Origin of the sequence: Weissella hellenica, from assembly GCF_005405545.1 — a bacterium.
GTDB lineage: Bacteria > Bacillota > Bacilli > Lactobacillales > Lactobacillaceae > Weissella > Weissella hellenica.
In genome coordinates this window covers 13012-28602 of sequence record NZ_BJEG01000012.1, presented here as the reverse complement: position 1 = coordinate 28602, position 15591 = coordinate 13012, and the positions used below count along the sequence as shown (strand labels likewise).

Annotated in this window: 15 protein-coding genes; 11 read left to right on the top strand and 4 right to left on the bottom strand. The window is 35.4% G+C overall.

Annotated elements, in window-relative coordinates:
* The first annotated feature begins 55 nt into the window (after window positions 1-55).
* Window positions 56-1864 (top strand): oligopeptide ABC transporter substrate-binding protein, encoded by a 1809-nt coding sequence (locus tag FFM61_RS06825; protein ID WP_074427864.1) that lies wholly within the window; start codon window positions 56-58, stop codon window positions 1862-1864.
* A gap of 332 nt (window positions 1865-2196) precedes the next feature.
* Window positions 2197-3018 carry a Cof-type HAD-IIB family hydrolase gene (locus tag FFM61_RS06820; RefSeq protein WP_074427863.1) on the top strand — a complete coding sequence of 274 codons (822 nt, stop codon included), beginning with the start codon at window positions 2197-2199 and terminating at the stop codon, window positions 3016-3018.
* Between the two features lie 72 nt (window positions 3019-3090).
* On the opposite strand, the gene FFM61_RS06815 is transcribed toward FFM61_RS06820, so the two are convergent.
* Window positions 3091-4011: a hypothetical protein gene (locus FFM61_RS06815; RefSeq protein ID WP_074427862.1), complete on the bottom strand. Its 921-nt coding sequence runs from the start codon at window positions 4009-4011 to the stop codon at window positions 3091-3093.
* A 266-nt stretch (window positions 4012-4277) separates the two neighbouring features.
* On the opposite strand from FFM61_RS06815, the gene FFM61_RS06810 reads away from it, so the two are divergent.
* Complete coding sequence (locus FFM61_RS06810; RefSeq protein WP_074427861.1) at window positions 4278-4727, top strand: DUF3290 family protein; 450 nt, start codon at window positions 4278-4280, stop codon at window positions 4725-4727.
* Window positions 4728-4730: 3 nt separating this feature from the next.
* Complete coding sequence (locus FFM61_RS06805; protein ID WP_074427860.1) at window positions 4731-5360, top strand: DUF421 domain-containing protein; 630 nt, start codon at window positions 4731-4733, stop codon at window positions 5358-5360.
* A gap of 63 nt (window positions 5361-5423) precedes the next feature.
* Here the strand turns inward: FFM61_RS06805 and FFM61_RS08985 are convergent, their stop codons facing one another.
* Together FFM61_RS08985 and FFM61_RS06800 are read right to left on the bottom strand one after the other, a co-directional pair.
* Window positions 5424-5573, bottom strand: a complete 150-nt coding sequence (locus FFM61_RS08985; RefSeq protein WP_168388716.1) for a hypothetical protein — start codon at window positions 5571-5573, stop codon at window positions 5424-5426.
* 38 nt (window positions 5574-5611) lie between these two features.
* Window positions 5612-6394 (bottom strand): AEC family transporter, encoded by a 783-nt coding sequence (locus FFM61_RS06800; RefSeq protein ID WP_083194527.1) that lies wholly within the window; start codon window positions 6392-6394, stop codon window positions 5612-5614.
* 191 nt (window positions 6395-6585) lie between these two features.
* Between FFM61_RS06800 and FFM61_RS06795 the strand changes: the two genes are divergently transcribed.
* The 3 genes from FFM61_RS06795 (at window position 6586) to FFM61_RS06785 (ending at window position 8639) form a co-directional block, all read left to right on the top strand.
* Window positions 6586-7020, top strand: coding sequence for a cytidine deaminase family protein (locus tag FFM61_RS06795; protein WP_074427859.1), 435 nt, complete (start codon window positions 6586-6588; stop codon window positions 7018-7020).
* 177 nt (window positions 7021-7197) lie between these two features.
* Entirely contained in the window at window positions 7198-7842 is a 645-nt protein-coding gene (gene cbpA / locus FFM61_RS06790) for a cyclic di-AMP binding protein CbpA (protein WP_074427858.1), read from the top strand.
* Window positions 7843-7910: 68 nt separating this feature from the next.
* Window positions 7911-8639 carry a TatD family hydrolase gene (locus FFM61_RS06785; protein ID WP_083194525.1) on the top strand — a complete coding sequence of 243 codons (729 nt, stop codon included), beginning with the start codon at window positions 7911-7913 and terminating at the stop codon, window positions 8637-8639.
* Window positions 8640-8714: 75 nt separating this feature from the next.
* On the opposite strand, the gene FFM61_RS06780 is transcribed toward FFM61_RS06785, so the two are convergent.
* The gene (locus FFM61_RS06780) at window positions 8715-9317 is read right to left on the bottom strand and encodes a TetR/AcrR family transcriptional regulator (RefSeq protein WP_074427856.1); all 603 of its coding nucleotides are present in this window, start codon (window positions 9315-9317) and stop codon (window positions 8715-8717) included.
* Between the two features lie 136 nt (window positions 9318-9453).
* On the opposite strand from FFM61_RS06780, the gene FFM61_RS06775 reads away from it, so the two are divergent.
* The 4 genes from FFM61_RS06775 (at window position 9454) to pth (ending at window position 15576) form a co-directional block, all read left to right on the top strand.
* Entirely contained in the window at window positions 9454-11976 is a 2523-nt protein-coding gene (locus tag FFM61_RS06775; RefSeq protein ID WP_074427855.1) for a YhgE/Pip domain-containing protein, read from the top strand.
* Between the two features lie 122 nt (window positions 11977-12098).
* Window positions 12099-13055, top strand: coding sequence for a TerC family protein (locus tag FFM61_RS06770; RefSeq protein WP_074427854.1), 957 nt, complete (start codon window positions 12099-12101; stop codon window positions 13053-13055).
* 227 nt (window positions 13056-13282) lie between these two features.
* On the top strand, window positions 13283-14863 hold the full coding sequence (locus FFM61_RS06765; protein WP_074427853.1) for an amidase family protein: 1581 nt from the start codon (window positions 13283-13285) through the stop codon (window positions 14861-14863).
* A gap of 146 nt (window positions 14864-15009) precedes the next feature.
* Window positions 15010-15576, top strand: coding sequence for an aminoacyl-tRNA hydrolase (gene pth / locus FFM61_RS06760; RefSeq protein WP_074427852.1), 567 nt, complete (start codon window positions 15010-15012; stop codon window positions 15574-15576).
* Window positions 15577-15591 lie beyond the last annotated feature (15 nt).

Below are 15591 nucleotides of genomic sequence, written 5' to 3'. Positions count from 1 at the left end.
GCTATTATCAGTATGTTAAGGTCAGTTTCGTGAGTTAAAGAAATGAGGAAAGTTTATGAAAAAGGCAAGCAAAAAATGGGCAGTTACATCAGCAGCAATACTAGCAACAGTTTCGCTAGCAGCAGTCAGTGTTGGTAGCACCAATCAGGCATCAGCAGCAGAAACGAAGCGTGCAAAACTTTCAGATACGTATAAAAACAATGACAAAGTAGACAATAAAGCTAATAACAAAAGTACTTTGAAAGTAGCAGAACCAAATGATTCACCATTCAAAGGGATTTCTGAACCTATTTTAGCTGATAATCAAGAAGATCAAAATGTTTTTAGTCCCGGTGGCGTAGGTAGCTTATTTAATGTTGATAAAAATTTTAAAATTATTGATGGCGGATTAGCTAATCAAAAACTTGATCGCGATAATAATACGGTGACAATAACAATTCGTGATAATGCAAAATGGTCAGATGGGCAGCCGGTAGTAGCACGTGATGTTGAATATGCATATGAAATTATTGCAAGTCCAAAATCAACATCTTCACAGTATTCAGGTGACTTTGAACGTATTGAAGGGATGGCTGATTTCCACAAGGGCAAGGCGGATAAAATTTCAGGATTTACATATCCAGATGGTGAAGATGGAAAAACAGTGGTTATCAAATATAATGCACTTTCACCAAGTATGAAATATTCTGGTAATTCATTTATTTGGGGAACTGTCGCACCTTATCATCACTATAAAGATGTGGCAATTGATAAACTAGCAGGTTCTGATGAAGTCCGTAAAAATCCGGTATTTGTTGGACCTTATAAGTTAGACAAAGTTGTTGAAGGTGAATCAACATCATGGTCACCAAATAAATATTATTGGGGAAATGCACCAAAAATAAAGCATGTCACTATTAATGTTGTGTCATCAAATAGTATTGATAAAGCCATTCAAACTAGTAAATATGATTTCACTTCGCCAGGAGGTGTGATGCGGGGTACTAGTTATAAGAACTTGAAGAATCTAAAGAATTATAAAATCGTTGGGCAACCTGATTTAGGTTATAATTACTTTGGTTTTAATGTTGGAGAATACGATGCTGATAAGCAAGTGAACGTCATGGATTCCAAGTCTAAGATGGGTAATAAGAATTTGCGTAAAACTATGATGTATGCCATTGATGAGGATGCAATTAATGACAAATTTGGTAACGGTGTTAAGTGGCGTGCTAAGACATTGATTCCACCAATTTTTGATAAATATAGTGATAAATCAGCCAAAGGTTTTCCACATAATCCCAAGAAGGCTGAAAAGTTATTAGATGCTGCTGGTTATAAGAAGGATGGTAAATGGCGTACGCAACCAAATGGTAAGAAACTTGTGATTAAGTTTGGTGCAATGAAAGGGTCTGCAACTAGTCATGCAACCTATGAAGATTACTTACAACGTTGGCGTAAAGTTGGTTTGAACGTTAAGATGGCAACTGGTAAAGAAATGGAAATGAATAGTTTCTATGATACGCTACAAAAGCCTAAGCAAGATAAAATTGATATTTTTGCAGCTGCTTGGAGTGTGTCATCTGAGCCAACGCCTAGTCAATTGTACGGCGCTGATGCACCATTTAATATGGGGCACTTTGTCACAAATAAGAATACCCAATTGATTAATGATATGAACAATGACAAAGCATGGGATGATTCATATCGAACAGATAAATTTAAAGAATGGCAGAAGTATATGAATGATCAAGCAGCATACGTTGCGACTGATAATAGTTATCAATGGGGCCCTGTTAACAAACGTGTGAAGGGCTTTGATATTGCACCTGATAATAATGAATTCTGGAGTAACCTATCATTCACGTCTTCAAAATTAAAGTAAATTAATGATGCATTAAAAGGAACATTAATTTAAACACATATATAATTAAAGTCATCACTTAAAACGGAATTGCTATTTTAAGTGATGACTATTTTTATGTGTATATTTATACAAAAAATTGAAACAACATTAAACATACAAAAAGAATTGAACATGTAGTCTGTTACAATTATAAAGGAAGCCAATCTTTATGGGGATTTTAGCCGAATGCATTAGGTTTATGAATTTTAAATCGCTAACAGCCAATATAGTGCTGTCAATTTTTATTTCATGAGAATGTATGATTTAATAGGGGAGCCAACGATTATGAATCATTAAGAGGGGAATATGTAATGATTAAACAAATATTTTTAGATATGGACGGCACGTTGTTGGATGATCAAGGAGATATCACCCAACAAACAAGAGAGACCATTAAAAATGCGAATATACCAGTGACCTTAGTTTCTGCGCGAGCACCACAAGAAATGATAGTGGCAATTGACCAATTAGCGTTGGATGCGCCACAAGTTGCTTTCAATGGTGGTTTAATTTATCAATGGCAGACTGATCAGATGCATGTTATACGTGCTAATACAATCGCTAGTGGTGTTGGTGAACAATTAATGCGATGGTTGTTAGATAATTATGCAGCTATGAGTTTGAGTTATTATACACAGGATGAGTGGGTCGTTTCTGATATGTCACCAGAAGTGAACCGTGAGATTGAATTTACTGGATTAGTACCACGTCTGCTAAATACGGCAACTTTTTCTGAAGATGTACAAAATGGTATTTTTAAAATCATGTTGATCGATTTAAGCGGGAAATTATTGGATGATATTCAAACAGCCATTTTAGCTTTAAATTTGACGGGAATCAATGTGCAACAGTCAGATAAGGAACATTTGGAAATAACAAGTGATGTGGCTGAAAAAGCTTTCGGTGTTGCTTATATCGTTGAACAGAAAAGTCTAAAAAAATCTGAAACGGCTGCTTTTGGGGATGGGCAGAATGATTTGTCAATGTTTGATGAAGTTGGCTTAGCCGTTGCTATGGGCAATGCCCCCCTTAATGTGCGCCAGGCAGGTGATTATGTGACAAAAACAAATCAGGAAAATGGTGTTGCATATGGTATTCAGCAAATTTTGTTGCAACACGATAATATTGAATAAATAAGATTTAAATATATATGAAAAAGGCAGAAATAATCAATGATTGGTTATTTTCTGCCTTTTAATTAGAGTTTATATATTAAAACTTGATGACGAGCTAAAACTTGTATTGTTATATTGTTGTCGACTGTAGTCACGAATTTTATCTTGAATAATATTAGTTAATTCTGTTTCTGATTTAATTTTATTAGCTGCCGGCATTTTAACACGTAGTTTAGCAGCACGTTTTGTGTTAATCTGGAACGCAATTCGACCTAATTGACCATTTTCTTTACCAGAGAAGTTCATCTTTAGTAAGTGCCCGTTTTTACCAGTAGTGATATTAAACTTTAAATCATTAATATCGTCAAATGATGACTTATATCGTTGCCATTCTGATTTAGAAATTTCTTTACCAGATTTTGTTTTAGAGATTTTGGTCATCAATCGTTTCATATCAGCTTTATTTAGATTAACTTTATAACCATCAGATACTTTCTCGAATTTTTTACCATCTAAATCTTGGAACCAATCGGTTAATGAACTAGTATCGGATTTTACTGTTCCTGGTTTAAGCGTAGCTGTCTCATAAGAAGTAGTATCTGAAGCTTTTAGCCAATACTGATTAATTGATTTTGTGATTTTAGCCATTTCGCTATTGCCACTGGATAGTCCTAAAGAACTCGTTACGAAGCTGGCTGACAAATAAGCGTTATCGTTATTTGCTTTGATGTGCATTTTTTGCGACTGTTTATTGTCAGATAAATTAACCACTAAATCCATATTATTTTTATGCTTTGTATCAAACTTCATCTTACCATTAACACGTTTATCAGACATATCATCGCCACTGATTTTTACCCGGAAATCAGCAATATTATCCTTATTATCTGTCATTTTAGTTAGACTAGAATTGAATTGTCGTTTAGGCGTGTGTAGTGCCATATATGAACCACCACCTGCAATGGCGACAACGACAACAGCTGTTGTTCCAATTACGATAGTTTTCTTCATAATTATTTACCCCCTTTGATTACTCCTCCCCCGTTCATTAGAATATGCCATTCACTAAAATGTAATATTCTAATTATATTATAACAAAACTGATATATAAGCGTATAAAAAGGGCTTAATGGTTAATTTTTAAATAAAATAGACTAAAATAATTGACTTAACAAGCATATAATAGTTTTTATAGCATAAGTAATTATCATGTATAGTGCTAATATGTTTTATATTAATAATTTTAATTTGTCTTTTCAAAATAAGGGGTTAACATCATGACATTTTATACATATCAGTATTTATTGGATCATCAGGCGCAATTTCCTTATTTACGCTTAGCAATCATTGTTTTTTTGGCAATCATGTTTATTGGCCTATTGGTGTGGTACTTTGCTAATAAGGGTGATATTAAATATAAGGACTTAGCAGTAATTGTTGGTACGTTAATCGTTTTGGCGCTAGCAATTCAATTTAATGACTATACTAATTTTCAAACAACTAGCAGGCAAAGTGGTCAGCAAGTGTCTTTAGTGGTGGATATTGCGAGGAAATTGGATGTAAAACCACAAAAACTAAGTGTTAATAATTTACAAGAAGGTAATGGGGATATTTTGGTTCATAGTGTTAAAGGTAATTATCGCGTTATTTTTAATAGTGATAATTCTGAATATGTTTTAGAAAAAATAACTTTAACACCAGAGACAATTAAAGTGGAGGATAAGTAAATCATGTTTTCATATTCAGATGTGTTATTGAAACTGATTATTGGGTTCATTTTTATTACATTATTAATTAAATTTAGTGGCAAGGGTAGCTTGGCACTAACCTCACCATTAGATCAAGTGCAAAATTATGTTTTAGGTGGCATTATTGGTGGTATTTTATATAATCAAGTAATTTCAATTGCACAATATGTCGTTGTGTTGACAATTTGGGCTTTATTAATGCTAACAACGCGTTATTTAAAAATTCATAATCATATTGTTGGTAAATTTATTGATGGTGAACCAATGACAGTTATTTATAATGGTAAATTAATGGTAAAAAATTGTTTGCAAGCTAATTTATCAGCTAAAGAAATTGATTTTAAATTGCGTTCAGCGGGTGTGTTAGATATTACCACAGTGAAACGCGCTATTTTGGAACAAAATGGCAGTATTACGATTTTAGGTAAATATGATGAAGATGTCCGTTTCCCTGTTATTGTTGATGGTAATATTGATATGGACGTCTTATCGGTTATGAATAAAGATGAAGAATGGCTCCAAAAAGAATTAGAAAAACAAGGCGTAGAAAATGTAAAAGATGTTTATATGGCACGCTACCGACATGATAAATGGGACATCGCAACTTACTAATACGAAGTAGAAAAAACACCCAAGACTAGCACATAGAGTGTTAATCTTGGGTGTTTTAACATGTTATACAAGTAACATAATAACAACAACAGCAAATGGGAAAATAAAGATACTCTCCGTTAAAATACGCGTTGAAAAGTCAACGTCCATGTCATTTTGTTCAGCTAACATTGGTAGAACAGTTAACATTGGTGTTATTGATTGAATCAGCAATGTCTTTACTAATAAGTCAGGTAATGTAAATATCCCAGTTAATTGATTAATCCATAGGACAATCGCATCATGAGAGGCGTAATCACAAATTTTCCTATTTGAGCAACAATATCAATTTTTTCCATTTTAAGGTGTGATAATTGTGTTTTTGCAAGTTGTAAACCAATAAAAATAAGTGAAAGTGGTGTTACAACGTTGGCGACATAATTAAGTCCTTGGTATAAAAAGCCGTTAACGGGTAATTTAATATTGATGAAAAAGAATATGATGCCAATAATGAATCCCCACATAGGTGGTGTTAGGAGATTAAGAGTACGACGCCATAATGGTAATTTGATGGCATCAGTAGCTTGAGGACCATCTTTATAAATTAATTTAACCCCGATTGCCCAGGTGGTAATCGTGTTAGCCACAAAGTAAGCCAAAAAGTAAGGTAAACTTTTGCTACCAAATAAAGCGAGGTTTAATGGTAACCCAACGAATAGGGTATTTGCATTAACAAAACCGTTTAAAAAGATGCTACGACGATCTTTGTTAAGGTGTAGTAAACGGGCCACTGGAATGGCAATCAAGAAGCAAAGGCCAATCGCGATCAGTGATAAAATAACGCCAATTAATAGGATATGAAAGTTTTGTTTGTTGATGTATTTTTGTGCCGAAATGAAGACCGATACAGGTAGTGCAACATTAACGACAATGGTTGATAGGTCATTGATAAAATGGCTGCTAACTGCATTAGATTTACCAATAATAAGACCAATAATAATGATAGTGATAATAATAAGAACACTATTTAATGAAATAAGAAAAGTTGGTAGCATAAATAACTCCTAAAATAAATTGATGAATTAATGAACAAATTGTGTCAATTAATAACAATCAGATTTATTCTACACTTTTATAACCTTAAATGCGATGCCGTTTTATCCTTAATACGTCAAGTCTGCAATATGATTTGTAATCAGTATTATATGATTTATAAACATAAATTTAGAAGTAGTGGGGAAGTATGATGAATATTTGGCAACAATTATATGAAAAAGCAAAAGTACAGTATGATCCAAAAGACGTGACACCATTTATTTATGCGCACAATGTTGTTTGTGCGTTAGAAGCAGAAAATGGGCAAATTTACACTGGCTTTTGCGTAGAAAGTTGTTCGGGCGTTTGCAATTTATGTGCAGAACGCGTGGCCGCTTTGAACATGTATGTTAACAGTGGCCAAACACATATTAAAAGAATGATTGCGTTTCGTGACGCTGCGCCTAGTGGCGGTGGTTCGGGGATGCCCTGCGGTGCTTGCCAAGACTTTTTATTGCAATTAGATCAAAAAAATAAGACAACTGAAATTATGATTGACTATAGTAAAGAAGAAACAACGACTCTAGGTGAGTTGATGCCTAATTGGTGGGGGAATGAACGTTATGAAGAGAGTAATGTAAAATAAACATACGTTTTGCTCACACTCTTTTTTATATAAATAAAATGTTTGATAAGATTAATAAATCGGCTAATTTTCTCATTTTAAGATAAAATTTAAATTACAAGTTCCAGAAAATAGTGCAGTAGAACAGGTTTCGTGGTATTATAATTAGATTAGAAACTAAGGATAGGAGCTGTCTACATGTTAGCGACTTTAGTTAAGTCTCGAGACCTATTAACAACGCTCAGTGAGAATGCAACACTTCAAGATGCATTAGATGTTTTTGATAGCTCTAACTTTCGAGCTATTCCTATTTTAGACGAAAGCGGACAATTGTTTCGCGGTGCAATCTATAAATTACATATTTATCAACACCTCATTCAAGGTGGTGACTTGAATGCACCGGTGACTAGTTATATGCGCAATATGACAAAATTTGTTCGTGTTGAATCAACTTTTTACGAAGCCTTTTTTACGTTAAAAGATTTACCATTTATTTCGGTTCTTGATAATGACAACCATTTTATTGGGATCTTAACACACGCACGCATGATGAGATTATTAGCTGATTCTTGGACGACAGATGGTGGCCGGTACAGCTTAACGTTGGTGTCAGAAGGCGAGCGGGGAACGTTGGAAAAAGCAACCCATATTATTTCTCGATACACTACTATTTCATCGGCAATGACTTTAGACCCTGATAAGAATCCCCGAACAACACGTTTGTTGTTCACGTTACCACGTACGGTTAGTGAAGGATCGCTATCAAAAATCATCAAGATTTTATCTCGTAAGGGTTATCATCTAGAGTCATTAGAAGATTTATCACAATCATCGTATATGTAAGATATTAAAAAGTGACTAATTAGGTAGATGTGTCTGTCTAATTAGTCACTTTTTTGTTAGGAGGTTAAATGATGTTAATTGATATGCACAGTCATAGTGATGGTAGTCCTGAATTTATTGTAGAACAAAAAAAGGCACATATTGCTAGCATCTTAAACGCCACGACTACTGAAGAATTTCAATTTAATCAGCAGTATGTGGGGAATCAACAGCTCGTTAGTTATGGTGTTCACCCATGGGAATCAGCACGCCAGAGTATTAATCAACAGTTATTAGCGACAGCATCTGTCATTGGTGAAATTGGGTTAGATACAGAATGGACAGATGTTTCCTTAACAATACAAAGACCTATCTTTATGCAGCAGTTGCAAGTGGCACAACAACTGAATAAGCCGGTTATTTTGCATACGAAAGGTTGTGAAGCAGAAATCTTGGCAATTTTGAAAGCATATCCGCAATTAACCATATTAGTACACTGGTATTCAGCAGCAGAATATCAAAATGAATATTTAATACGCCAAAATAGTTATTTTTCGATTGGACCAGATGTGTTGACTGATACGATTGTGCAACAGTTTGCAAAAAAAGTACCAGCAGCACAATTATTTATTGAATCAGATGGGTTAGAAAGTTTCTCATGGGTTTTAAAAAGATCTGTTGAAGTTAATGAGTATCTGTCAATTTTAGAAATGGTTTATCAAAAAGTAGCACAGTTGCGCAATATTTCCGTAGAACAACTAGAATTACAAGTACAGACTAATTGGCAGCAATTGCTTGCAACTGTTATGACAAAATAATGTGAAAAGCCGTCAATCATATGATCGACGGCTTTTAATTATTTTAAAAATTAATATAACGCTGTTGCTTACTCGCTAATTAAAAGCTATTAAATCATGCGGTGCCATAAAGCGACTACGCATTAAAATATTGGCTAATTCATCAGGAGATTCGGGATTACTTTTATCAAGCCAATGACGAACGATGTTTAAGATACTGTTAATCGCAATTTCCTTGGTGTAATCAATGGGAATATCATTAACGAAATAGCCGTTATTTTTTGATAATTGGGTTGTAAAAAGATTATCCACGACATTTTTAACCTGTGAAAAAAATTGTGAATCACCATTAGCTGAAAATAATGCATGCATGGTTGCGCGTTCACTGTCAACATACTCTAAAGCTTGACTAAAAACGCGATACGTTGCAGCAGAACGATCAGTGTTGTAATCGTTACTTAACGGCTCTTTTAGGTTGTTTTTTAGTGCTGCCGTGATATTCATAATTAATTCGTCTTCAATTTTAGTTAGTAATTCATATTTATCTGTATAGTGCACATAAAAAGTGCTGCGGCTCACATCGGCATCACGTGTGATATCAGATACCGTGATATTACTAAAGCCTTTATTTTCAATTAGTTTTATAAAAGATTGTTTGATGCTTTGTTTCGTACGTGCGTTACGGTCAGCTTGTTTCATAATTTCTACTCCATTTATTGAACAACGTGTTTAAAATTGTACATTGTACTAATGCCCTATTAGCATTAATATAGACCCCAGAGAAAAAATATTCAACAAGTTGTTCAATGATTTGTTATAGAAGGAGAGAAAAACAATGTTGAAATCAGAGTGGCAATGGCTAAAAGCACATAAATTTTATATGTTAGTTCTTTTTGTTTTGTTATTTGTACCATCAATTTATGCTGTGACTTTTCTAGGCTCATTGTGGAATCCTTATGGCGAAGTCAGTAAATTACCAGTAGCCGTTGTCAATAAGGATAAATCAGTGACTTATTCAGGAAAAAAGTTAACAGTGGGTCATGATTTAAAAGAAGAATTACAGAAATCTGATGCGATGAATTTTAAATTTCCATCAGAAGCAGCAGCGAAAAAGGGTCTAAATGATGGTAAGTACTATACAGTCATTACGATTCCAAAGAATTTTTCACAAAATGCAACAACATTATTAGATAAGCAACCTAAACAAATGAAGTTGCAATACGAGACAAGTTCTGGTCATAGTTTTATTGCAGGTAAGTTATCTGAGTCAGGCGCTGAACGAATTGGTACACAAATTTCTGGTAAGGTTACAAAAATTTATACCAAGACATTGTTTAAAGAAATACAAAAAGCTGGTAATGGGATGGATGAAGCCGGCGCAGCTAATAAAAAGTTGGCTGATGGTGCTAATACGTTAAAAAATGGTAGCGATCAAGTAACTGCTAATCTTAATAAGCTAGCTGCTAGCTCATTAACTTTTCAAGATGGTGCCAAGACGCTAACACAAGGTGTTGGTCAATATACATCGGCAGTTGGTCAGGCAAGTACGGGTAGTAAACAACTTGCTTCTGGTTTAAACCAAATGAATCAACAAGCACCAACGTTGATTAATGGTATTGGCCAATTAAAGCAAGGAACGCAGCAATATACATCAGCCGTTGGCCAAGCTGCTCAAGGTAGTCAAACATTGTCAACCGGGCTAAATCAATTAAATCAACAGGTTCCAACGTTGCAGACTGGTGTTACAAAGCTAAACAATGGTTTGGCAAAGTTAAATAAGCAATTGGTCGATAATGATGTAAAAGGTAATTTAGCTAAAGTTCAAAAAGAATTGACATCATTATCAGCTGTGATTGATGATACACAGGCAGCTTTACCAAGTGATCAAGCAATTAACAATCAATTTAGCACGTTACAATCAGATATAAAGGCCTTAGAGCAAGCGAACGCAGCAGATCAAGGAGCATTAACAAATAATGTGAATGCAGCCATGAGTGATGCAGGTATTAATTTGACAGCCGAGCAAAAGCAGAAATTTGTACAGTCATTGGCAAGCAAACAAAGTAATACGCAGACTGCTAAGGTCTTAGCTACGATGACACAACATGCAACGGCATTACAAGGTAGTGTCAGTCAATTCGTGCAAACGGTTCAAAAGCACCAAGGGACGTTAACAGAATTACATAAAACACTACAGAATACAGATATCAAAACGATTAATAATCAACTAACAGCGATGCAACAACTGCCAGATGCTGTGGCGCAATTAGCAACGGGTTCACAACAATTAAATGATAAGTTGCCAACACTAAAGGGTGCTGTTAATAAATTAGCAACGGGTGGTCAAACACTAAATACTGGGTTGCAAACATTGCAAGGTAAGTCAGTGACGTTGAATAATAGCGTGGCAACACTACAATCGGGTGCACAAACATTAAGCGGTGGTGTTGGTCAACTAGCGAATGGGGCTGCCCAATTAGATGGCGGGCTTCAGACCTTAACAACCATGAACGGTCAACTAAATGGCGGTGTTAACCAACTAAATAGTGGTGCTGGTCAAATTAGTAATGGATCAGGTAAGCTAGCCAACGCTGCACAACAAATGGGGCCAGCTTTGACACAAATGAATGATGGTAATCAAACATTAGCAAATAAGTTAACAGATGCAGGCCAGCAAGCTAATCAGCTTAAGAGTACTAAGGGTACGCTAAAGCAGATGGCTACCCCAGCTAAATTGGCACATACTGAAAGAGATAAGGTACCAAACAATGGAACGGGGATGGTTCCATACATGTTTTCAGTGGGAATGTTCGTTGGTATGATGGCATTGAATTTGATGCTAGATATGTTGACACCACGACAAAAGATATCATCATTGGGTGCTTGGTTCGGTTCAAAGATGGCAATTTTGCTTGGTATTGCAACTTTGGCGCCAATGGTATTGTATGCACTAAGTGATTGGGTGTTAGGCATGGATCCAATTAATCCAGGGCAAACGTTCTTGATCATGTTACTAACGAGTTATATGGATGCACTATTAGTTACGGCCATCTATATGTGGTTTGGTCGTGCTGGTGCCTTTGTCTCAATGGTTTTGTTAGTTGTTCAATTAAGTGTAGCTGCTGGAACTTATCCAATTGAATTATCAAATAAGTTTTATGAGTGGTTACACCCACTGGTACCAATGACTTATTCAGTAAGTGGCTTACGTGAAACAATTATGATTGGTGGTACAATTAATACCGAATTAATAGTTATCATCAGCGTTGCAATTGTTTCATTACTAGCGTTATTTATCTATTTTGTTATCCGTCGTCGTAGTTTTAATACAATGAGTGATCCGGTAACAAATTCATAAAGAAATATGGAATCTGAAACAAATAGCTGTTTCAGGTTCTTTTTTGTTATAAAATATAAACTAGTATAGTTCATCATTTGTAATGAATTATTTTGTAGTAAAACAAAAAGGAAGCGTACTAAATGGAAGTTAATATATGGGTTTGGGTTGGATTTTTTGCATTTGTGATCGCAATGCTTGTATTAGATTTAACTGTTTTTAATAAAAAAGGCGAAGTGCCGACTTTTAAAAAGTCATTGTTACAAACGGCAGCATGGATTGCACTAGCGTTTATATTTGCCGGGGGTATCTGGTACTTTGCTGGTAGTGGTCATGCGATTGATTTCATCACTGGTTATTTGCTAGAAGAATCTTTGAGTATGGATAATTTGTTCATCTTTATCTTAGTCTTTGGCTTTTTCGGTATTGAAGCACGTTATCAACATCGTGTGCTCTTTTGGGGAGTATTTGGTGCCGTAGTAATGCGTGTCCTATTTATTTTAGGGGGCGCAGCCTTATTGCATAAGTTTGAATGGTTGATGTACTTATTTGGTATTTTCTTGGTTTATACTGGTGTGAAGATGTTCTTCAATAAAAATGAGGACCAAAATTTGGATGACAGTAAAATTATTCAAATGCTACGTAAATTTTTACCGGTTAAAGATGATGTTAGTAAGCCACATTTTATCGTTAAGGAAAATGGCAAGCATTATGTGACGCCATTCTTGATAGCATTAATTTTCATTGAACTTTCTGATCTGTTGTTTGCCGTTGATTCAATTCCGGCAGTATTAGCAGTTACGCAAGATACATTTATTGTCGTAACGTCTAACATTTTTGCCGTTCTAGGACTACGTTCACTATTCTTTGCATTATCAAAGTTATTGCCAATGTTCCGTTACATTAAGTATGCATTGGCTGGTATTTTAGCTTTTATTGGTGCAAAGATGTTAATTAATGAAGCTGGCAAAATGTTTGATTGGCAATTCGCGATTTCAAATGTTGCCTCATTAGTTGTCATCGTTGGCTTATTGGCAATTGCTATTATTGCATCGATTGCTAAGACCCGTTGGGAAGACGAGCATGATAAAGCGAAATAGATAAATTAAAATGACTTCGTTCCGTTTATTTTTTCGGAACGAAGTCATTTTTTATTATTGTTATTTAGATTGTTTCATCAGCAAGACATGTGCAGTTACAAAAGCAATTATAACTGGCGTAGAATTAATGTATGGATGCAGTTATTAAGTATCTTAGTTAGTATCAGTTTTTGAGATATTGGCGGTTTAGTTTTAAGTAGTCGTTTTAGTTCTTGGGGGGACATAAAATGAAAAGCAAGAAAATTCTAAAATTTGCAGTACTTGGCGTGGTATTGGGTGTTGGTATAGGTGTCGTGATACAAAACCGACAAGTTTCTGCTAAGACAGATGTGCTACAACGTATAAAAATCAATACGGAGGGGATTGATGATAATGTTTATCGACAAGCTTCTGCGAGTGAATTAGCGCAGATGGTGCGTGATGGTAAAGTTACTAGTCAGCAATTAATTAAGCATGCAGTGTCACAAATCAAAGCTGAAAATCCACAATTAAATGCAGTTATCAGTTTACGGGAGTCAGCAGCGTTAAAAGAATCAGTGGCAATGAAGGATACGGGACAACCTTTCTATGGTGTCCCAATTTTAATTAAAGGTCTGGGCCAGCAATTAGATGGTGAATCTAATACCAGGGGATTAACAGATCTTAAGGATAATAAAGCAACTGAAACAAGTGACTATGTTAAGAAGCTACAATCAATGGGATTTGTGATTATTGGTCAAACTAATTTTCCGGAGTTAGGATTAGTAAATATCACGGATTCAAAATTGAATGGTGTTGCTCATAATCCTTGGCGTTTGTCTCGTAATACAGGTGGTTCTTCAGGGGGAGCAGTGGCAAGCGTTGCGACTGATTTTGTGCCAATGGCAACCGGTAACGATGCAGGTGGTTCACTTAGAATTCCAGCATCATTTACAGGTGTGATTGGGCTAAAGCCAACTCAAGGGGCAATTACGGGAGATAGTACAGTTCCTTCAACAGTTAACTTTGCTAATGCTCGGAAAATTTCAGATTTACAAACTTATTTTAAAGGCATGCAGAGTTCAGAGCATCCGGAATTGATTAAGGATGCACCAACTGATTTGAAACAGCTAAAGATTGCTTACTCAACGAAATCACCAGTAGGAACAAAAGTTAGCAAAGATGCTGTTAAGGCAGTTCAACAATCAGTAAAGTTTTTGAGGGCACAAGGTTATACTGTCGTAAAGCAAGATGCACCAGTTGATGGTAAGAAGCTTATGAATATGTATTACACAGAATCAACACCAACTGGTACGGATGCAAATAAGATGATCAAGGAAAAAACTGGTAAGAACATGCAATTTAAGGATGTTTCACCAATGACATGGGCCTTGTATCAGGCGGATAAGAAACAGACTAAACAAAGTGAAAAATTTATGACAACTGAAATGACCAAAGTTAGTCAACAAATGACGGATTTTCATAAGACTTATCCAATCTATTTGACACCAACAACGGCAACACCAGCGCCTAAAAACAGTGATCCAGCTTATTTGCTTAAATATGTTAAGCAATTAAAGCATATTCAGAATTTGAATCATAAAAAGCAAATTCAATTAATTTATGATGCCTGGCTGCATGGGTTATCAAAAACACCGTTTACACAGTTAGCGAATGTTTCAGGAGAACCGGCACTTAGCTTACCAACGTATGTGACAAAGCAAGGTTTACCATTAGGTGTGCAGTTTGAAGCAGATAAGGGACAGGACCAATTGTTGTTACAATTAGGAAAAGAGTTCCAAGATCATGATCAATTGCATTTTTTGGATAGCTATCAAGAAGACAAATAAAATAGTTAAGACTATCAAAATGGCGTGATTTGGTTTAAAATCTATAGTCATTAAGTAAAAAATAAATAGCGTATTTGGGTGGGGGCTAATTAGTCTCGACCCATTTCGTGCGTTAGTTGAAATGAAGCAGTGAGGTTAAAAGCATAATGAAGATGATTGTTGGTTTGGGTAATATTGGTAAAGAATATGATAAGACGCGTCATAATATTGGTTTTATGACGGTTGATGCCGTGGCAGATAAGTACCAAGCAACATTTAAACAAGATGGGCAACGACACGCATTTGTGGCGGATGTGCGCATTAATAATGAAAAGGTATTGTTAGTAAAACCAACGACATATATGAATGATTCTGGGGATGCGGTGCGACCATTGGTTGATTACTATAAGCTAGATCTAGCTGATTTATTGGTTGTTCAAGATGACATGGACATGGATCTTGGACGACTACGTTTACGTCAAAAAGGATCTGCTGGTGGACATAACGGGATTAAAAGTATTGCCAATCAGTTAGGTACGCAAAAGTTCAATCGTTTGAAATTCGGAATTGGTCATCCAGCGCATGTTCATCAAGCAGTTGTTGATTATGTCTTGGGACATTTTGGTAAGGATGAGCAACCTGATTTGTTGTCAGGACTAGATCAAGCAGTTGAAATTTTTGAAGGATTTGCTGCGGGTGAAGAAATGCCAATCTTGATGAATCAATTTAATTAAAAGGATGAGTAGGCG